General features: G+C 61.6%; 21 protein-coding genes. 12 read left to right on the top strand and 9 right to left on the bottom strand.

Annotated features, from left to right (window positions below):
- From JQ558_RS27880 to JQ558_RS27870, 3 genes are all read left to right on the top strand, one after another.
- Nucleotides 1-251: hypothetical protein (locus tag JQ558_RS27880; protein ID WP_212295781.1), on the top strand; the 251-nt coding region annotated here is incomplete at its 5' end.
- A 78-nt stretch (nt 252-329) separates the two neighbouring features.
- Nucleotides 330-695: a flagellar biosynthesis regulator FlaF gene (gene flaF / locus JQ558_RS27875; RefSeq protein WP_212204296.1), complete on the top strand. Its 366-nt coding sequence runs from the start codon at nt 330-332 to the stop codon at nt 693-695.
- 28 nt (nt 696-723) lie between these two features.
- Nucleotides 724-1,089 (top strand): hypothetical protein, encoded by a 366-nt coding sequence (locus JQ558_RS27870; protein ID WP_192740231.1) that lies wholly within the window; start codon nt 724-726, stop codon nt 1,087-1,089.
- A 19-nt stretch (nt 1,090-1,108) separates the two neighbouring features.
- Here JQ558_RS27870 and JQ558_RS27865 read toward each other — a convergent pair whose 3' ends face one another.
- The 4 genes from JQ558_RS27865 to JQ558_RS27850 all read right to left on the bottom strand — a co-directional run bounded on the left by JQ558_RS27865 (nt 1,109) and on the right by JQ558_RS27850 (nt 3,612).
- Nucleotides 1,109-1,486 carry a hypothetical protein gene (locus JQ558_RS27865; RefSeq protein ID WP_212204297.1) on the bottom strand — a complete coding sequence of 126 codons (378 nt, stop codon included), beginning with the start codon at nt 1,484-1,486 and terminating at the stop codon, nt 1,109-1,111.
- A 142-nt stretch (nt 1,487-1,628) separates the two neighbouring features.
- Nucleotides 1,629-2,120 (bottom strand): hypothetical protein, encoded by a 492-nt coding sequence (locus JQ558_RS27860; protein ID WP_212295780.1) that lies wholly within the window; start codon nt 2,118-2,120, stop codon nt 1,629-1,631.
- 17 nt (nt 2,121-2,137) lie between these two features.
- Complete coding sequence (flgJ, locus tag JQ558_RS27855) at nt 2,138-2,488, bottom strand: flagellar assembly peptidoglycan hydrolase FlgJ (RefSeq protein WP_212204299.1); 351 nt, start codon at nt 2,486-2,488, stop codon at nt 2,138-2,140.
- On the bottom strand, nt 2,488-3,612 hold the full coding sequence (locus tag JQ558_RS27850; protein ID WP_212204300.1) for a flagellar basal body P-ring protein FlgI: 1,125 nt from the start codon (nt 3,610-3,612) through the stop codon (nt 2,488-2,490). The genes flgJ and JQ558_RS27850 overlap by 1 nt, the downstream gene beginning before the upstream one ends.
- A gap of 262 nt (nt 3,613-3,874) precedes the next feature.
- Here JQ558_RS27850 and JQ558_RS27845 point away from each other — a divergent pair, with 262 nt between their 5' ends.
- Nucleotides 3,875-4,288 carry a flagellar assembly protein FliX gene (locus tag JQ558_RS27845; protein WP_212295779.1) on the top strand — a complete coding sequence of 138 codons (414 nt, stop codon included), beginning with the start codon at nt 3,875-3,877 and terminating at the stop codon, nt 4,286-4,288.
- Between the two features lie 30 nt (nt 4,289-4,318).
- Here the strand turns inward: JQ558_RS27845 and JQ558_RS27840 are convergent, their stop codons facing one another.
- Complete coding sequence (locus JQ558_RS27840) at nt 4,319-4,690, bottom strand: helix-turn-helix domain-containing protein (protein WP_212204958.1); 372 nt, start codon at nt 4,688-4,690, stop codon at nt 4,319-4,321.
- Between the two features lie 121 nt (nt 4,691-4,811).
- On the opposite strand from JQ558_RS27840, the gene JQ558_RS27835 reads away from it, so the two are divergent.
- The 4 genes from JQ558_RS27835 (at nt 4,812) to JQ558_RS27820 (ending at nt 7,685) form a co-directional block, all read left to right on the top strand.
- The gene (locus JQ558_RS27835) at nt 4,812-5,423 is read left to right on the top strand and encodes an NAD(P)-dependent oxidoreductase (RefSeq protein ID WP_212295778.1); all 612 of its coding nucleotides are present in this window, start codon (nt 4,812-4,814) and stop codon (nt 5,421-5,423) included.
- 210 nt (nt 5,424-5,633) lie between these two features.
- On the top strand, nt 5,634-5,999 hold the full coding sequence (gene dksA / locus JQ558_RS27830) for an RNA polymerase-binding protein DksA (protein WP_092509290.1): 366 nt from the start codon (nt 5,634-5,636) through the stop codon (nt 5,997-5,999).
- Nucleotides 6,000-6,068: 69 nt separating this feature from the next.
- Nucleotides 6,069-6,857 carry a 2-keto-4-pentenoate hydratase gene (locus JQ558_RS27825; protein ID WP_212295777.1) on the top strand — a complete coding sequence of 263 codons (789 nt, stop codon included), beginning with the start codon at nt 6,069-6,071 and terminating at the stop codon, nt 6,855-6,857.
- A 9-nt stretch (nt 6,858-6,866) separates the two neighbouring features.
- Nucleotides 6,867-7,685 (top strand): hypothetical protein, encoded by an 819-nt coding sequence (locus JQ558_RS27820; RefSeq protein WP_212295776.1) that lies wholly within the window; start codon nt 6,867-6,869, stop codon nt 7,683-7,685.
- A 3-nt stretch (nt 7,686-7,688) separates the two neighbouring features.
- Here the strand turns inward: JQ558_RS27820 and JQ558_RS27815 are convergent, their stop codons facing one another.
- Nucleotides 7,689-8,069, bottom strand: coding sequence for a ClpXP protease specificity-enhancing factor SspB (locus JQ558_RS27815; RefSeq protein WP_249142659.1), 381 nt, complete (start codon nt 8,067-8,069; stop codon nt 7,689-7,691).
- Nucleotides 8,070-8,936: 867 nt separating this feature from the next.
- Here JQ558_RS27815 and JQ558_RS27810 point away from each other — a divergent pair.
- From JQ558_RS27810 to JQ558_RS27795, 4 genes are all read left to right on the top strand, one after another.
- Nucleotides 8,937-9,938 (top strand): tripartite tricarboxylate transporter substrate binding protein, encoded by a 1,002-nt coding sequence (locus JQ558_RS27810; protein WP_212295775.1) that lies wholly within the window; start codon nt 8,937-8,939, stop codon nt 9,936-9,938.
- Between the two features lie 633 nt (nt 9,939-10,571).
- Nucleotides 10,572-11,621 carry an MBL fold metallo-hydrolase gene (locus tag JQ558_RS27805; protein ID WP_212295774.1) on the top strand — a complete coding sequence of 350 codons (1,050 nt, stop codon included), beginning with the start codon at nt 10,572-10,574 and terminating at the stop codon, nt 11,619-11,621.
- A gap of 607 nt (nt 11,622-12,228) precedes the next feature.
- Complete coding sequence (locus JQ558_RS27800; protein ID WP_249127809.1) at nt 12,229-13,263, top strand: putative zinc-binding metallopeptidase; 1,035 nt, start codon at nt 12,229-12,231, stop codon at nt 13,261-13,263.
- Nucleotides 13,260-14,294, top strand: a complete 1,035-nt coding sequence (locus JQ558_RS27795; RefSeq protein ID WP_212295773.1) for an ATP-grasp domain-containing protein — start codon at nt 13,260-13,262, stop codon at nt 14,292-14,294. Before JQ558_RS27800 ends, JQ558_RS27795 begins: the two co-directional genes overlap by 4 nt.
- A 903-nt stretch (nt 14,295-15,197) precedes the next feature.
- On the opposite strand, the gene JQ558_RS27790 is transcribed toward JQ558_RS27795, so the two are convergent.
- The 3 genes from JQ558_RS27790 to JQ558_RS38190 form a co-directional block, all read right to left on the bottom strand.
- Nucleotides 15,198-15,968: a carbonic anhydrase gene (locus JQ558_RS27790; RefSeq protein ID WP_212295772.1), complete on the bottom strand. Its 771-nt coding sequence runs from the start codon at nt 15,966-15,968 to the stop codon at nt 15,198-15,200.
- Nucleotides 15,969-16,183: 215 nt separating this feature from the next.
- Nucleotides 16,184-16,489 carry a hypothetical protein gene (locus JQ558_RS27785; protein WP_212204317.1) on the bottom strand — a complete coding sequence of 102 codons (306 nt, stop codon included), beginning with the start codon at nt 16,487-16,489 and terminating at the stop codon, nt 16,184-16,186.
- A gap of 171 nt (nt 16,490-16,660) precedes the next feature.
- Nucleotides 16,661-17,347 carry a hypothetical protein gene (locus JQ558_RS38190; RefSeq protein WP_312015037.1) on the bottom strand — a complete coding sequence of 229 codons (687 nt, stop codon included), beginning with the start codon at nt 17,345-17,347 and terminating at the stop codon, nt 16,661-16,663.
- Between the last annotated feature and the right edge of the window lie 40 nt (nt 17,348-17,387).

Raw genomic sequence — 17,387 nt, 5'->3', positions numbered from 1 at the left:
AGCCAGCAGAGCGTGCTCCAGCTGCTCCGCTAAGTTCGGCTGCGAAGACAACGATCAAGGCGGCGGGGGAAACCCCGCCGTTTTTCTTTTTGGCCGAAAGAAAAATGTCCAGTCGTGCGGGCAAAACGCATCATGCAAAAAATTGTGGCTTCGATCTTAATCTCATCAGAACGCACCGCGGGCATGGTGGTGAAAATATGGATTTCGCCGGACCGCTGACACAATTGGTAACCGCCGCTAACCATATTTAAAGGCCGGACTTGTATGAACGTTGGGCAGTTCTTGCAGCCACGCGGTCACTGCCAACCGCTCCCACCGAGGTTCCCTGAATGACCAATGCAGCCCAGGCCTACGCTCGCACGTCGCATGCGACGTCGTCTCCCCGTGAAATCGAAGCGCAGGCGCTGCTGAAGGCCGCACGACAGCTCCAGGAAGTCCAGACCAACTGGGCCGGTCCCGGCCAGGCGCTGGAGAACGCGCTGCTGTTCAACCGCCGGCTCTGGTCGATTTTCATGAGCGCGGCGACGGCCGACGAGAATCCGCAGCCGATCGAGGTTCGCCAGAAGATCGCCAATATCGGTGTGTTCGTGATGAAGCAGACGGTCGACATGCAGATGAGCCCGGATCCGGCCAAGCTGAAGGCGCTGATCGACATCAACTGCAACCTGGCCGCCGGCCTGGCCGGCCGCGCCTAACGACACCTGAGGGTAGGGGAGCCGTAGCATGGCCGACGTCCTGAGCATCCTGTCGGCCAACTACAAGACCGTCGGGCAGACCGTGCCCTCCAATACGCCGTACTTCGCGGTCAATCCCGACAATTATCAGGGCGACTGGACCGGCAAATATGCCGACAACAAGTCGTTCAAGATCTCGGTCTCGAACGTGACCGGCTTTCGCGCCAAGGTGCATTACCAGAGCGGCGCCACCAGCAAATATCAGGACGTGCTGATCAGGAATAATTCGTTCCGGGTCGGCGACACCAAGTTCACGCTGGCGAGCAACGGCAAGGCCGAGATCAACACCGTCGTCACCGATCCCGTCAGCGGACAGACCTATCTGGACAAGGCTTACGCGACCCACGAAACCTGAGTAGCAGGCGTTCTGGCTTTCAAGCCCGCTGGTCGGTAACGCGCAGACGTTGCGGCGCTTCCCTGGTCAGGTCGAGGGCGTGGAAATAGGCGCGGCGGCGCAGCACTGCTTCTTCCGGAAATTGCTTCACGACCTGGCTCGTCCGGTTGTCGACCACCTGATAGACGACCGCTCGCGCGTCGCGATCGATCACCACCTGGTTCGAGACGGACGGATTCGAAATCGAAACATGGACCGCGCGGGAATCGCTGCTGCGTGCGCCCGCGTCCGACGCCGTGACGCTCTGAGGCGCCGGCAATTCGGTCGCGACCGCATTGTGCGCCGCTTCGCTGATCGGTTGAACAATCGGCGCGGCAACCGGTGCCCCCACCGGTTTGATGTTGAAATCTGTACTCATGGCAGCCTCCAGGCTTGCTTCGAGTCAAATCCCAACCCCTCTCAAACAGCAATATAACTTCCCACCCCTCAACACGGTGTTAGGGAACGCGCTGAATCCCGTGCTTATACGGGGACGCGAGTTTGTCGAAAATTTTAGATGTTTAGAGCGAGCGGCTCACCGCAAGCGGCGTCATGTTGCGCGGCCCTGGCGTCGCGCGCTGGCCGCTCGCCGTATAGGTGTTGGGGATGTTGCGGCGCTGGATCTCGACGTTGACGCCGCGCACGATGCCTTCGGACACCGCATGCGCGGTCGCAAGCACCGTGAGATTGATCTGCAGCATGGCGCGGAACGTGTCGTGATGGCGGCGCAGTGTGGTCAGCAATTCAGGCGATACCTGCGTCAGGTATTTTTGCGAGTTCTTCAAGTGCTCGACCGCGACCATGTAGCGGCGCGACAGCTCGCCCTTCTGGCCTTCAAGCTCCATCGCTTCGCGGATCTTGCCGGCGCGAACCAGTTCGGTTTCGCGCTCGATGATGCCGAGCAGCCCGCTCATCACGTCCATCAGGTCTTCCGCAAGTTTGCGGGCCTCGACCGGCGAGGAAATCGCGCGTGCCGGTGTGGCGGCGGGCTGGGCTTGCGGGCGCTGATTCATGTCGGGGTTCCCTTATGTCAGCCGGCGCGATTGGCTTGCTGCAGGATCAAGGTACGGAAGACGTCGTTGGAGATTCCGATGCCGCCGGATTTGGCGAACGACTTCGAATATTCATCCGTCAGCATCGAGCGCCAGGCGCCGGTGCCCGTCGTATCGCCGAACGGGCCTTCGCCTTTGACGCCGGTGGTCATCTGCGAAAACATCGAGTTCAGGAACATCGCCTCGAAGTCCTGTGCCTTGGCGCGGGTCTTCTTCTGCGCCTCGGGCGAAATCTTGGTCAGGGCCTCGGCCAGCTGCGGGTCGTTGCGACCGGTGATCAGCGTGGATTTCGGGTACGAATTGCTGATGCCGTTCAAGCTGCTTTGCATCACATCACCTCGATGTCGGCCTGGATCGCGCCGGCGGCCTTGATTGCCTGCAGGATGCCGATCAGGTCGCGCGGACCGATGCCGAGACCGTTGAGGCCGTCGACGAGCTGCTGCAGCGAGACGCCGTCTTTCACGACCGCGAATTTCTTGCCGTCTTCGGAAACGGACACGCTCGAGCGCGGTGTCACCACGGTCCGGCCGCGTGACAGCGGATTGGGTTGGCTCACTTGCGGACTCTCGGAAATCGAGACCGTAAGGTTGCCCTGCGCCACCGCCACGGTGGCGACGCGCACATCGCGGCCCATCACGATGATGCCTGAGCGTTCGTCGATCACGATCTTGGCGGTGAGGTCGGGTTCGACCTGCAATTGCTCGATCTCGGTCAGGAAGGCGACGACGTTGCCCTTGAACTCGGCGGGGATCGCCAGTTGCACCGTGGACGGATCGATCGGCTCGGCGGTCTTGACGCCGAGGAAATCATTGACGGCCGCGGCGATGCGCTTGGCGGTGGTGAAATCGGCATTGCGCAGCGCCAGCCGCACATTGGGCAAACGGTTCAACGCGAATTCGATCTCGCGCTCGATGATGGCGCCGTTGGGGATACGGCCGTTGGTCGGTACGCCGCGGGTGATGCTGGCGGCGGCGCCTTCCGCCGCGAAGCCCGAGATTGCGAGCGAGCCTTGCGCGACCGCATAGACATTGCCGTCGGCGCCGAGCAGGGGGGTGACGAGCAGGGTGCCGCCGGTCAGGTTCTTGGCGTCGCCGAGCGCGGAAACGGTGACGTCCATCCGCGTGCCCTGGGTGCCGAACGCCGGCAGATTGCCGGTGACCATCACGGCGGCGACGTTGCCGGTGCGGATGGTGGCGCCGCGGATGTTGACGCCCATTCGTTCCAGCATCGCCTGCAGCGATTGCTTGGTGAAGGGGATGTTGTTCAGCGTGTCGCCGGTGCCGTTGAGGCCGACGACGAGGCCGTAGCCGATCAACTGGTTCTGACGCACGCCCTCAATATTGGCTAGGTCCTTGATCCGCGAGGTCGCGCCTGCGGACATGGCCGACAATGCCAGCGCCAGCAGCGCTGCGCAGCCTACCCTCAACACTCTTGCCGTATGGATGCCGGGCATCCCAATGCTCCCCTGAAGTCTTCCCGGACCACACGCCACTCCCATGACGGTAGCCCGGGATTAACTATGCGAGATCGGTGCCACGCGGATTCGGTGGCCTAGTCCGTTGAAAGTGCTATGCTTTACGTGTTGGTGCGCGATCCGGCCGATCTCGCGGCACCGGCGAAACTGCCGCGCGGCGGCAGATTTTGCCGGGTCGTTTACGCGGCATTAACCATAAAGCGGCGAAGCTCCCTGCAATCGACCGGCGAGATTCACGACGATGCGCATCTACGGACCGAACGGCACCACGCTTGGATCGCCCGCGAGCAGCACGCGGCGAACCAACTCGACCGGCTTTTCGCTGCCGGATGCGCCGGCGACGCCGGACGAGACCCGCTCCGCGGCCCCGCCGAAAGCCGCCGGCAGCATCGACGCGCTGCTGGCGATGCAGGGCGTCGAGGATCCGACCGAGCGCCGCAAGCGGTCGGTGGCACGCGGGCGCGGCGCGCTCGACGTGCTCGACGAACTCAAGCTCGGGTTGCTGTCCGGCAATCTCGATGCCGCCACCATGAACCGGCTGCGCGATGCCGCGGCCAACCTGAAATCCTCCTCCGGCGATCCCGGCCTCGATGCCGTCCTGGCCGAGATCGAGCTTCGAGTCGAAGTCGAACTGGCCAAGGCCGGGAAATTCTAGGCTTCGCGCGCTCTTCTCATCCTGTTTGTCTCACGCCGCCATCGAATTGCGCTGCGCATCGTAGCGCCGCTGTGCGTTCAGCACTTCTTTCAGATTGCTTTCCGCCCAATCGCGCAAGGCATCGACCGCCGTCGACAGCGTCGCGCCCAGCGGCGTGATCGAATACTCCACCGTGACCGGCACGGTTGCGATGACACGGCGCTTGATCAGGCCGTCGCGCTCCAGGCTCTTCAGCACCTGCGACAGCATCTTCTGCGAGATGCCTTCGATGGCACGGCGTAGCGCATTGAAGCGCATCGGCTCGTCGCGCACCAGCAGCAGAATCAGCACCGCCCATTTGTCGCCGACGCGATCAAGAATCTGGCGCGTCGGACAATTGGCGGCATAGGCGTCGGGTTTCATTTTCATGGCGGTTACTCCGGCGTAATCAGGTGAGTTCAAAGTGCTCTCTTAACACCTACGCTCTTTGCGTTATCTAGTCACCATTGGATACCACATCCATCCCATCGCAAGGAGACCCAAGATGAAGATCGCCGTCGTCGGCGCGTCCGGAAATGCCGGCTCGCGTATCGTCACCGAACTGGCCAGCCGCGGCCACACCATCACCGCCATTGCCCGCCACCCCGAGAGGATCGCGAGCCAGCCCAACGTCACGGCCAAGCAGGGCGACGTGCAGGACCAGGCCGGCCTGGCCGCGTTGTTCGCCGGCCACGACGCTGCGGTCAGCTCGGTGCACTTCCTCGACAGCGACCCGGCCCGGCTGATTGGCGCCGCCCGTGATTCGAAGGTTGGCCGCTACCTCGTGGTCGGCGGCGCCGGCAGCCTCGAAGTGGCGCCGGGCGTCCGGTTGGTCACGACGCCGAATTTTCCCGTGGTATACAAGGCCGAGGCCGAGAAGGGCGGCGCCTTTCTCGACCTGCTGCGGCAGGAAAAGGAGCTGAACTGGACCTTCCTGTCGCCCTCGGCCCTGTTCACGGCCGGCGAGCGGACGGCCAAGTTCCGTCTCGGGACCGACCAGCTTTTGACCGCGTCCGACGGCAAAAGCTGGATTTCCTTCGAGGACTTCGCAGTTGCACTCGCCGACGAAATCGAGCGTCCGGCCCATATCCGGCAGCGTTTTACCGTCGGTTACTGACCAAGCGGGCTGCCCCGCTGCGGTGCACAGTTTTGCCTGTGTATGCGCTCCGGGGCGGCCTTCCTTGCCCCAGGGCCGATATTGTCTGTCACAACTCGCCGCTATATAAGGCGCGCGCGGACGGACGATTTTCCGTTTCGCCTTGCACTTAAAGATGGGCTGACATTGGAAAAGTTGAAGAATTATCGACCCTCCGAAAAAGAGCCTTTCATGAACGACCGCCAGCGCGATTATTTTCGCGCCAAGCTGCTGGCGTGGAAGGACGAGATATTGCGGGAATCGAAGATTACCCTGCAGACCCTCCAGGAAGAGAACGTCAATCATCCCGATCTGGCTGATCGCGCCTCTTCCGAAACCGATCGCGCGATCGAACTGCGCGCTCGGGACCGCCAGCGCAAGCTGATCTCCAAGATCGACGCGGCGCTGCAGCGTATCGAAGACAACACCTACGGCTATTGCGAAGAGACCGGCGAGCCGATCTCGTTGAAGCGGCTGGAAGCCCGCCCGATCGCAACGCTGTCGGTGGAAGCGCAGGAGCGTCACGAGAAGCGTGAAAAGGTTTACCGGGACGAGTAGAGTAACCTCCGGCATCTGACCGCAGCGCGCGGTCGGCGTTGCCGGATTGCAACGAGAGAGCTGCCGCCGATGGACAAAATTCTCGCGGCCGCCAAGCGCATCGCCAGCGCCCGCCGCAGCCGTTCGCCGCTGGCCGCGCTTTCGAGCGAACTCGTGCCGCAGGACGAGGCCGAGGGCTACAAGATCCAGCGCGCGGTGCACGATCTCTTGCTGCCGCAAATAGGCAGCCTCGTCGGATACAAGATCGGCTGCACCAGCGCGGTGATGCAGCAATATCTCGACATACCCCATCCCTGTGGCGGCGGCGTGTTCGCCAAGGGCGTGCATGAGTCCGGCGCCAAGCTGCGCTTCGGCGATTACGTCCGTGTCGGCGTCGAGTGCGAAATTGCGGTCCGGCTCGCGCGCAATTTGCTGCCGTCGGAAGCGCCGTTCACGGCGGAGTGGGTAATGGAGGCGATCGAGGCCTATTACCCCGCGATCGAGATCGTCGACGACCGCTACGCCAAATGGGAAACCATGGGCGCGCCGACGCTGGTGGCCGATGATTTCTTCGCCGCCGGCTGCGTGCTCGGTCAGGCGATCTCGCGCACCGCGGCGCCCAATCTGCTCAAGGTGGTCGGCCGCGCCATTGTCAACGACACCGAAGTCGGGCGCGGCACCGGCGCCGACGTGCTCGGGCATCCGCACAACGCGCTGGCCTGGCTCGCCAATCATCTGGCCGAGGAGGGCACGGGATTGCACGCCGGGCAGATCGTGCTCACCGGCAGCCTGGTCAAGACCGTGTGGCTCAATGCCGGCGACAGCGTGGTGATGGAGCTCGACGGGCTCGGCACCGTGGCGGCGAGCTTTCGGGACTGAGCGGCAATCATGCAAGGGCAGGAGAGCGTTCCCTCGATTCTCGAAGCCGACGCGCGCGGTGAAATCGCCGAGATCTTCGCCGACATCCGAAAGGTGCTCGGCACCAGCGTCGTCAATCTGGTCTGGCGCACCCTCGCGACCATGCCGGGCGCGCTGCCCTGGACCTGGGCGACGGTGCGGCCGCTTTATCTCGGCGCCGCACCGCTGCATGCCGAATCGGTCAGGCGCACGATCGCCTTGCCGGATGCGCCCGGATTTTCCGCCGACACGTTGCTCGCCGCCGGCATCGATCAATCCGACCAGGCCATCATTCGCAATGTGCTGAACAGCTATCAATACACCAACGCGCTGGCGCTGACCGTGCTGTCGGCGTTGCTCGCGCATTTCGAACCGCGCCCGGCCGTGACAGTCGCGGCCGCCGGCTCCGCACCTCCGCCCTCCGGCGTCAAGATTCCGGAACTGCCGCCGATGGACGCGCTCGATCCCGAGGTGGCGCGGCTTGTTGCGGAATTGAACGGTTTCGGCGAGGACACCGAACCGCAATTGATTGCGAGCATGTACCGGCATCTGGCGTACTGGCCGGCGTATCTGGCGCTGGTGCGAACCATGCTGGCGCCGCTGCAAGCCGACGGCCGGCTCGATGCGCTGACGCGTTCGACCCGCGCGCTCGGGTATGCGCATGGTCAGATGCTGGCGCCGCAGCTGAAACCTGCGGCACCGCCCGATACGCTTCAAGATGCGCTGAAGTCTTGTCGCCTGTTTGTCGAGCATCCCATTGCCCGCATGACCGGGCTCTGCGCATTGATCCGCCGCGCGACGCCTGAGTGAAGTTTAGCTACCCGAGCACTTCAACTCGGTGCGGTCATAGAACGCCTTGATGGCGTTGAAGGGGACGACGAGCCGTTCCGGATAGCCCTTGAACCACACCAGCACTTCGAAGCGATCGTCCTTCACATTGAGCTTGCCGAATTCATATTGCAGGACGACGGTCATCTCGTTCGGATATTTTTCCAAGAGATAGCCCGGCATTTTCACGCCCTCGGTCCGGGTCGTGAAGGTGATATGGACCGGATGTTCTTCGGCCGCGTGCCACAGCGTGTCTGCAATGTTGAAACGCGCCGGCGTCGTGCTGCAGGGTTCAGCCGCCACCGCGCGGGATGCGGTGAACATGGTCGCCAGCAGGGCGAACAGGATTGCTGCTTTTCTCGTCATGGCCGCCTGCATTGGTTCGTCTCGCGTTGTCACACTGTTTCATGCGTCAGTTGCCGTGGAATGCACGTGGGTTCATTTCGGTGGCGCATTGTCCCTTCGAATGTGCGGGAGGTCACAGCTACACCGTCGTTCCGGCCTTGAGCTCAGATGCGTAATTGCGCATCTGAGCTCAAGGCCGGGACGACGGCGGTGTTTGTTGCTGCACCGTGGTCTAAGCGCACTTCCGCGTTCTCGCGGCCTGCTACGCCCGAGGTTTGCCAGAAGTTCCTTGCCCTCGAAATATGAGGGCGCAGGGAAGACCGGGTGCGCGCTGCACCCGCGGTCTCGTGTGCGGTTTGCACAAAACAAGGTGCACACGAGCATACAGGGCAGCGGAGAACACCCGGCCTTCCCTGCGCAATGGCTTTACGGCTTATGCCGTGATCTCCCCGGAGACGAGTTCTTGGTTGACTCCGTCATCGCCGGTTCAGCTCACGCTTAGCCGACGGCTTGACGCCAGCAACGGGCGCCAGGACCACACGGTTTTGCCGTACGCTCATCCACGCCATCGTCTCAGCGCAAACAAGCGTCCACCGCAACCCGCCCAACGTCCGTGACGACGGCCGACGCCCTTCTGAGTAGGACGGGATGGCTAAACATATGCACCTGATTTTCCATTCTGGTAAACAGAAATATTTTTTATTTTAGGGCTTGACACAACTTCTGTAAATCGGAACTGATTTGCCCGTCGGGCCAATAAGCCGCATGTATTTGACTTGACGGAGCGCTGTTCGGCTCTTTCACGCCGGAGAACGGCGCACTACGCTGTCGCCGGCGCAGCAAGCCTTGCCCGACCAATCAAGCAGGCGCCTGCGCAAGGGAGGGAAAATGATGCCGCAGCTCACGCCTGTGAACCGCCGCAAATTGCTGGCCATGCTCGGCGGCTCGATTGCCGCGCCGTATCTCGCAAGGCGCGAGGCGTTCGCGCAAGAGGCGTGGCCGGCGCGGCAGGTGAAATACGTCAACGGTTTTCCGGCCGGCGGCGCCACCGATACGCTGTCGCGGATCATCTGTCAGAAGATGAGCGACCTGTCCGGACAGTCCTTCGTCGTCGAGAACAAGGCTGGCGCGGGCGGCGTGCTGGGGGCGGATGCGGTGGCAAAGTCGCCGCCAGACGGATACACTCTCGGCCTCGGCGGCATCGCCAGCAACGTGCTGGCGATCGGAAGCTACGCAAAGCTTCCCTATGATCCGCGCGCCGATTTCACCTTCATCGGCGGCATGTGGCAATTGCCCAATATCCTGGTGGCGAAGAAGGACCTGTTCTCCTCCGACATCAGGGAGTTGCTGGCCGCGTTCAGGAAGGAGCCGAAGAAATACACCTATGCCTCGGCCGGGTTCGGCACCACGTTGCATCTGTCGGGCGAGATGATGAACAGCATGGCGGGCGTGGAGGTCAATCACATTCCCTATCGCGGCGCCGCGCCGGCATTGACCGACCTGCTCGGCGGCCGCGTCGATCTGTTGTTCGACAATCTGCCCGGCTCGTTGCCGAGCGTGCGCGCAGGCCAGGTCAAGCCGGTCGCCGTCACGTCGTTGAAGCGGCTCCCCGAGCTTCCTGATGTGCCCACCATGGCCGAGGTGCTGCCGGGATATGCGATGACGTCATGGACCGCGCTGATCGGGCCGGCGAACATGAAGGCCGATCTTGTCGCGCAGATAAGTGCGCTCACCGTCAAGGCGCTCGCCGATCGCGGCTTGCAGGAGCGCTACGCAGAGCTTGGCGCCACGCCGTGGCCGGCGTCATCGGCCGAGATCAGCAAATTCCGTGACGACGAGGAAAAGCGGCTGCTGCCGATCATGCAGGCGGCGGGGATCAAGCCGGGGTAGAGGAGGGCTGGCGGTTGGGGAGGCGGCGTTGCCGCGCGGCTCGTTCCGAACGAACGACCTGGCCGCCCATCCAGGTTCGCGAGTTCATATCGCATGGTTCGAGCCGACTGGCGATGCGCCTATCCCCGACCCAAGACGGCAGAGATAAAGTCTCTGTGCAGGCAAGTTGGTCTTTGGGCGCGATCGAACAACACGGTGATGCCAGCGGTACGAGAGCTCACGTCAATAACAATGCCAGCCCGGTCAGCCAACTCTGGGCACCGAACGGCTCCAAGCCATCCTAAAACGGGTGCCGACAACAATTCTGTCGGTTTTCTAGTCAATCATTATGAGCTTCTTTCTTCGCTATGCATTATATCGCCCATAGCTTCGGGTGATCGGAAGGCGCGCTCTACGCCGTGCGTCGCGACTTTGTCGTGACACTTCCGGAAATTGGGCGTACTCATGCGGCGAGCGGCCACGCCTTGAGATAAACTCCCGAATGGCGCTAGGGACGGCGACCGGCTGATCAAACAAGCTTCGGGGAGATCAAAGTATCGTCCGCCCGGTGTGGCGCGGGGACTCAATCGCGCATTCCGTAAGGCTCCGACAAGCAAACTCAAATGGGGGTGTTCTCAAAGAAGGAGGACTTCCATGAATCTTCGCGCAGCATTGTTCTTTGCGACCGCACTTGGCGGCGTCGCTGCCGTGGTTGCCCCTGCGACAACGGCCGCGGCCGAGCCAAACAGCCAGATCACCATCCTCTATGACGCTTTCGGCACCGATGCCGCAATGAAGAAGGATTGGGGCTTCTCCGCGTTCGTGGAGGTCGCCGGTAAACGAATCCTGTTTGACACAGGCAACGATCCAGACATCTTCGCAGCCAACGTCAAGGCGAAGGGTGTTGACCTTACCAACATCGATTTCGTCGTCCTGTCGCACCGACACTCCGATCACATGGCTGGCCTGAATCACGTTCTGAGCGTGAATCCGACGGTAAAGATCTACGCACCTAGAGAAGGATTCGGCATTTACGGTTCGTCGCTGCCATCGAGCTTCTACCGAAAAGACGAGTCTTTGCCCTCCGAGATGCGCTACTACGAGGGCAAGCCGCCGGAAGTCATGAAATTCGGCACCGCTTGGCAGGGAGCCAACATCGAACTAATCGACAAAACGACGGAAATCGTTCCAGGCATTACCTTGATAGCACTGGTATCCGACGCTCCAGGCACGAAAGAGCTCAAAGAGTTGTCCTTAGCGGTCAACACCTCGGACGGCGTAGTGCTTGTGGTCGGCTGCGCGCACCCGGGAGTCGAAAAGATCGTCGAGGCGGCGGCGGCCATCAGTTCCAAAATACGTTTGATCGCCGGCGGATTCCACCTCGTCGTCGCTCCGGACGAGGTCATTGCCAGGTCCGTGGCAACGCTCAAGGATACGTTCAAGATAGAGAGCATCGCTCCGGGCCACTGCACCGGTGAGCCGACATTCGCAGCGTTGAAGCAGGCTTTCGGCGACCGATACCTTTATGCGGGCGTTGGCACATCGCTGTCGTTGGTACCAAGCACGGGCTCTGTCGGGCGACGGGGCGAGGGACCCGTTCTCCAAGAAGACGACCTAACCACTTATCGGAAGCTCGCCCGCCGCGAAGACCCCTTCGGCATTTTCCAGGCGCGGATTCAACGCTCAAATCTTTCGCACCAGTGAAGGCGCGTAACAGCCTACGCACGATCGATGTGCAGGCGGGACGGGGATGGCGCCGCCTCAAGGTCCGAATTTGGTCTCCGAGCGTGCAAGTAATCAATTAATCGTTTGGTTCGATGCCTGGATCGATTGGACTACAAGCAGAGGCTGTCGTGCAGCAAGCAAGAGGGTGGGTTACGCTTCGCTAACCCACCTCCGAACCTGTCTCTGACGTCCGCGGAATATCTTCGACATCAGGATCGTCTGCTCTTCACCGAAGGACCCCTCCCTAACAGTCTTGAAGCCGCGCTTTGCGTAGAACGCTTTTGCCGTCACCGATGATTGCACACTCAACGTCCGCTGCGATTGGGCATTCGCAGCGTTTTCGACCGGTCCATAAGCTTTGTGGCGATACCGCGGACTAATAGCCCAAACCCAGCCGTCCAGCGGGCGCTTGCACGCGCCGCCTGCGCGGTGGCCCGGCTCCCGCGCCTGCTTGAGGCCTCCGGACTGGATGGCTCGTCAACGGGCTCCTCTGGGACACCGGGTCGAAAGTGCCGCAAGGACTAGGCGGTTGTTGCCAGCGGCATACTATGACACCATCCAGATACTGTATTTTCATGATTTCTGGATGCCTATGCCACCTCGGAAATATACCTGGGAAAAGCTGTCGGATGAGCAGTTGCTCAAGCAGCGTCTCAGCAGCCTGAAGGTCAACATCAAGGGCACCTGGCTCGAGGATTGCCTCGGCACTCTGAACGAAGAACTCCAGGCGCGGAACATCCGGCTGCGGCCACACGCATGGATATCGAGCGAATGGTTCAGTCCGGCAGATGTGCCGGGCATCGCCATCCCGTTCTATCTTGCCCATCCCCGCCTGATGAAACTCGAGAAAAAAATGATGCTCGAGGTAGAGGGAAGTACCTGGTCGGAATGCATGGCCATCCTCCGTCACGAGGCAGGGCATGCCGTGCAGCACGCTTACCAGTTGCAACGCCGCCGACGCTGGCAACAGTTGTTCGGCCCGTCCTCGAAACACTATCCGCTCTACTACCGGCCCAATCCGGCCAGCCGGAATTACGTCCAGCATCTTCGGCGCTGGTACGCGCAGAGCCATCCGGACGAGGATTTCGCCGAAACCTTTGCGGTGTGGCTGCGACCGCGGTCGAAATGGCGGGCACGCTATGCCGGTTGGCCGGCGCTGAAGAAGCTCGAATATGTCGACGAACTGATGAGCGAGATTGCAGGCGAGCGGCCGCCGATTACATCACGGGAGCGTGTCGATCCGCTGTCCGGGCTCAGCCAAACGCTTGGCGAGCATTACCAGAAGAAGCAGGCGTTTTACGCTTTCGAGGCGCCGAAGACGTATGACCGCGACCTGTCCCGTCTGTTCTCCGCCGATCAACGACATCGACGGGCGCAGCCGGCGGCATCCTTCATCAGGCGGCACCGCGCGCAGGTCAGGCAGCTGGTCGCGCGATGGACGGGCGAGAACCAGCTTACGCTCGATGCCGTTCTCGATGACATGATCTCCCGCTGCCGCGAACTCGATCTCCGGGCCCCGGGCTCGGAGCGGAAGCTTGTGATCAACTTCACCATTCTGCTGACCGCCAAGACCATGCACGCGCTGTTCGGCCCGTCACGCCGCAAGTGGATCGCGCTATGAGACGCCTGCGCGTCCTGGTCCTGATGCATCCGGACTTCTTGCCGCCGGACTCGACCGACGGATACACCGCGCAGGAAATCAACCGATGGAAAACCGAGTTCGATGTCGTGAGCACCTTGCGCGCGGCGGGCCACGATGTGCGCCCGCTCGGCGTGCAGGAGGAAATCAAGCCGGTTCGCGACGCGATCGAAAGCTTCAAGCCGCATGTGGTGTACACATTGCTGGAGGAGTTCCACTATACGTCAGGGTATGACCAGCACATCGCGAGCTTTCTCGAACTGATGAAAGTCCCGTATACCGGCTGTAACCCGCGCGGCCTGATCCTGGCGCGCGGCAAGGATCTGTCCAAAACGCTAGTGCACCATCGCCGGATCGCGGTGCCGGCCTTCGCCGTGTTTCCGATGCGCCGCAAAGTCAAACGGCCGACGCGTCTTGCGCTGCCGCTGATCGTCAAGAGCCTGAACGAGGATGGATCGTTCGGCATCTCGCAAGCATCCATCGTCGATACGGACGAGAAGCTCGCAGAGCGAGTCGCTTTCGTCCACGACCGGCTCGGAACTGCCGCCATCGCCGAGCAGTACATCGAGGGGCGTGAGCTCTACGTCGCCGTGCTCGGCAACAATCGGCTGCGAGTTCTGCCGATTTGGGAATTGAAATTCGGCAGCATGGGTGGCGAGGGGGCACGGCAGATTGCCACCGAAAAGGTAAAACACGATCCCGGTTACCAGGAGCGCGTCGGAATCGAGGACGGGCCGGCCAAGAACCTTGCGCCAGAGGTATCCGCCCGCATTCAGCGAACAGCGAAACGCATCTACCGTACACTGAAGCTCGATGGATACGCACGCATCGACTTTCGGCTCTCGGCCGACGGCACTCCCTATTTCATCGAAGCGAATCCCAATCCCGAAATAGCGAAGAGCCAGGAGTTCGCGACAGCTGCCCGGCATGACGGGCTTGCCTACCCCGACCTGCTAAATCGCATTCTGGCCCTCGGAATCAGCCGGGCCAAGGCAGGTGCATCCGTAGGCTGAAAGGCAACGCGAAGCGGTCATGCACGGTGGTGGTGCGCGCCCGGAAGTTGATGCTCCACGCTCGTCAACCCAGGACGGGAGATATAAAGTCCCTGTGCAGGCACGTTGGTCTTTGGGCGCCATCGAACCGCACGGTGATGCCAGTGGTACGAGGGCTCACCTCAATGACAATCCCAGCCCGGTCAGCCAGCTCGGGGCACCGCGCGACTCCAAGTTTACTCATCTTGAAACGAGTGCCGACAAAAATTCTGTCGGCTTTCTGGTCATTCATTTTGGCTATTCGATAAGTCGAAAAAGATCGTCTTCAATAAAAGCAAAGCGTCAATCGCAGGGATCAGACTAGATCGGATCAATCTTGTGAACAATCTCCGGAGTAATACCGGACTCCGCCAACGCAAGTAAGCTGGGTATCGCAGCGCAGCATTGATCGTTACTCATGAGCACGCGGCGAGGCGCGGGAAGGCGAGTAAAGCCGGCCACACGACAACGCTACTTTCGTCTACCAAGGACACGCGATGCAGAAAGGCAACGCCCCGGTGGAATGTCATCGGGCCGTCAAAATCTCCTTAGTATTTCCCGGACCAAGCGTGTATCTCGGGAACCCAGTCGGAACGGAGTGGGCCATGGAATTATTTCGGGCTGAGATGGTGGCCGTCGTGGAGAGTGAGACGGACAAGGATTGCCGGTCCTGTGGCGAGAGGTTGAAGCTGGTTCGAACCATGGTGAGCCCGAGCACCGGCTGCATCGTCCACATGTTCGAATGCAAGTGCGGACAGCGCACTTGGGCCGATTAGACGATCAAGAGTAAAGTCCTGGATCGATTGGACCATAACGTTGTGGTGCGGCAGGCTTGAAGACGAAGATGGTGGGCGCGCGTCCTGCATCATTGTACGGCCCTGACGATCAGCCGACCAATTCGACCTTGCCGCTGTCCAGCCGATAAATACCACCGACGATCTTGATCTTGCCCTCGGCCGCGGCGGCGCTGAGGATTGGCGTCGCCGACTTGAGCCGGGCGACAACGTCGATGACATTCTGGCGGATGGCGTTCGCGAGCTTGTCGCCGGGCTTGTCCGCGCTGGCCTTGACGGCAGGCGCAAGCGCGTTGACCAGCGACGGCAGGTGGCCGGGCAGGGTGGTGTTGTCCTTGAGCGACTTGATCGTGGCATCGACCGCGCCGCAGCTGTCGTGGCCGAGTACCAGGATCAGCGGCGAGTTAAGCACGGCCACGCCATATTCCAGGCTCGCGACGGTGTCGTCATTGGCGAAATTGCCCGCAACGCGGCAGACGAACAGATCGCCCCGGCTGCTGTCGAAGGCGTATTCCGGCGCAATGCGGGAATCCGCGCAGCTCAGGATGCTGGCAAAGGGATTTTGGCCGCCGACCAGGGCTTCCCGCTCACTTTTGAAGTCATGCCGGCGCGAGGTGCCTTCGACATAACGCGTATTGCCTTTCATCAACCGATCGAGGGCCGCGGCCGGCGACATCTGGTTCTGCGGCTTCGGCGGCGGTTTTGCATCTTTGGCTTTTGCATCCCTGGCAAAGGCCGCGGGGGCAAAGGTAAGCGGTGCCAGCGCAAGACTTGCGGCGATCCCGGCCGTGAATTGAAGGAAACGGCGGCGTGAGGTTTCCCGGACTTCAACGGCGTGGCTGGCATCGCAAATGCGGCACATGGCTGACCTCCTTGGGGAGACGAAAGCGATGCCGAATTGTATGTCATTGCGCGCGCAGCGAAGCAATCCGCCTACGCTCTCCGAGCTTCGGCGTGACAGGTCCGCCTTCTTGCGGTCCGTAGTCCGTAGGATGGGTTGAGCTCTTCGCGAAACCCATCACTCATTCGCGGGCAGCAGTTGATGGGTTTCGCGAAGAGCTCAACCCATCCTACATCCTACGCGCGCGACGAGGCCTGCCGCGATACGCTGTAGGCGTCCCAGCTGCCCCAGCTCACCTGCGCGAGGCTGCGCAGATCAGTCGCCAGCGGCCGCTTGGTTTGTCTTTCGTGCGCGGCGATGCATCGCTGCGATTCAGCGATCTTGCGCTTGAGCTGGGTCAGCGCTTTTTGTTGCGCATGGCCGGCCGCGCCGGTCATCTCGCCAACCCGGAAGCGGGCGATTTCCAATGCCTTGACGGCCTCGCGGTTCTTCTTGAGCTGAACCCGGTGCCAGGCGATGTTGCTATTGCTTTCAGCGATCATGTTTGCAGCCGTGATCAATACGAGTGGGCAGGAGAGGGAGCGCCTGCGCGCGCCGGCCAGGTGACCGACCTGGTCAATCCCTTGGATCCTCTCCTGGACTTTCGAGGATGAGACGGCTTGGTTAACGAAGGGTTAACGGCTCGGTAACGATCCGACAGACCTACCGCCAGCCTACCGCTGCTCTGCCGTCGCCGGCTTCTGGTCGTCATCGGCCAGGCACCGGATCACGAACGCGGTCCAGTCGCGCGGCAGAACCTTGGCGAGATGGGCCTTGCGGCGGCATTCCAGTTGCTCGGCTTTCTTGGCGTTCGCCTTCTCCTCGGTGAGGGAGGATTGCCTGATCCGGCGCAGCGTCACCGGCTCGCCGTCGGACTCGAATTGCAGTTCGTATTTCCGGCCGTCCCTGGCGGTCGCCGCACAGGAGATGCTGGAGACCTGCCTCGTCGCGATGATCCCCACCTGGCGGCAGGTGCCGGTCGATGATTCAACCAGTGGCACCGGCAGGCCGTCGACCTTCGGCCTCTCTTTGGAGTTCAGCAGCATCCGGTCGACCTGCAGTTCATAGACGTTGTCCTGCTCGCGGCGGCCGGTTTCACCTGAAAATGAAATGATGTGGCTGTCATCCCTGGGATCGTCGAGCACGATCGTGAAATGCGCACGGCCCTGCTGGCCGTGGAAATAGGCCACCGCCTTGCAGCCGAAATCGCGGCCGGCGATTTTTAGCTTGGTGCACTTGCCCGAGATGTGCGCGTACATGTCGATGTCGGGCTCGGCGCGTTCCACCGCGCCCGCGGTCAACGATGGGGTCGCCGCACAGAGAACGCCAACAAGGAACGGCCAGCACAAGCGCATCGTCATGTCCGGTTCAGGAGAATTGGCCCGGTCAGGCACAGAGGGA

The organism is Bradyrhizobium sp. AUGA SZCCT0160, from assembly GCF_018130105.1.
Lineage (GTDB): Bacteria > Pseudomonadota > Alphaproteobacteria > Rhizobiales > Xanthobacteraceae > Bradyrhizobium.
This window is presented reverse-complemented; position numbering and strand designations above follow the sequence as displayed.

What these genes read in the sequence shown, in the direction of transcription:
- flaF (WP_212204296.1), top strand. Translation starts at nt 330, where the DNA reads ATGACCAATGCAGCCCAGGCCTACGCTCGCACGTCGCATGCGACGTCG.
- JQ558_RS27870 (WP_192740231.1), top strand. Translation starts at nt 724, where the DNA reads ATGGCCGACGTCCTGAGCATCCTGTCGGCCAACTACAAGACCGTCGGG.
- JQ558_RS27865 (WP_212204297.1), bottom strand. Translation starts at nt 1,486, where the DNA reads ATGAGTACAGATTTCAACATCAAACCGGTGGGGGCACCGGTTGCCGCG.
- JQ558_RS27860 (WP_212295780.1), bottom strand. Translation starts at nt 2,120, where the DNA reads ATGAATCAGCGCCCGCAAGCCCAGCCCGCCGCCACACCGGCACGCGCG.
- flgJ (WP_212204299.1), bottom strand. Translation starts at nt 2,488, where the DNA reads ATGCAAAGCAGCTTGAACGGCATCAGCAATTCGTACCCGAAATCCACG.
- JQ558_RS27850 (WP_212204300.1), bottom strand. Translation starts at nt 3,612, where the DNA reads ATGCCCGGCATCCATACGGCAAGAGTGTTGAGGGTAGGCTGCGCAGCG.
- JQ558_RS27845 (WP_212295779.1), top strand. Translation starts at nt 3,875, where the DNA reads ATGCGCATCTACGGACCGAACGGCACCACGCTTGGATCGCCCGCGAGC.
- JQ558_RS27840 (WP_212204958.1), bottom strand. Translation starts at nt 4,690, where the DNA reads ATGAAACCCGACGCCTATGCCGCCAATTGTCCGACGCGCCAGATTCTT.
- JQ558_RS27835 (WP_212295778.1), top strand. Translation starts at nt 4,812, where the DNA reads ATGAAGATCGCCGTCGTCGGCGCGTCCGGAAATGCCGGCTCGCGTATC.
- dksA (WP_092509290.1), top strand. Translation starts at nt 5,634, where the DNA reads ATGAACGACCGCCAGCGCGATTATTTTCGCGCCAAGCTGCTGGCGTGG.
- JQ558_RS27825 (WP_212295777.1), top strand. Translation starts at nt 6,069, where the DNA reads ATGGACAAAATTCTCGCGGCCGCCAAGCGCATCGCCAGCGCCCGCCGC.
- JQ558_RS27820 (WP_212295776.1), top strand. Translation starts at nt 6,867, where the DNA reads ATGCAAGGGCAGGAGAGCGTTCCCTCGATTCTCGAAGCCGACGCGCGC.
- JQ558_RS27815 (WP_249142659.1), bottom strand. Translation starts at nt 8,069, where the DNA reads ATGACGAGAAAAGCAGCAATCCTGTTCGCCCTGCTGGCGACCATGTTC.
- JQ558_RS27810 (WP_212295775.1), top strand. Translation starts at nt 8,937, where the DNA reads ATGATGCCGCAGCTCACGCCTGTGAACCGCCGCAAATTGCTGGCCATG.
- JQ558_RS27805 (WP_212295774.1), top strand. Translation starts at nt 10,572, where the DNA reads ATGAATCTTCGCGCAGCATTGTTCTTTGCGACCGCACTTGGCGGCGTC.
- JQ558_RS27800 (WP_249127809.1), top strand. Translation starts at nt 12,229, where the DNA reads ATGCCTATGCCACCTCGGAAATATACCTGGGAAAAGCTGTCGGATGAG.
- JQ558_RS27795 (WP_212295773.1), top strand. Translation starts at nt 13,260, where the DNA reads ATGAGACGCCTGCGCGTCCTGGTCCTGATGCATCCGGACTTCTTGCCG.
- JQ558_RS27790 (WP_212295772.1), bottom strand. Translation starts at nt 15,968, where the DNA reads ATGTGCCGCATTTGCGATGCCAGCCACGCCGTTGAAGTCCGGGAAACC.
- JQ558_RS27785 (WP_212204317.1), bottom strand. Translation starts at nt 16,489, where the DNA reads ATGATCGCTGAAAGCAATAGCAACATCGCCTGGCACCGGGTTCAGCTC.
- JQ558_RS38190 (WP_312015037.1), bottom strand. Translation starts at nt 17,347, where the DNA reads ATGACGATGCGCTTGTGCTGGCCGTTCCTTGTTGGCGTTCTCTGTGCG.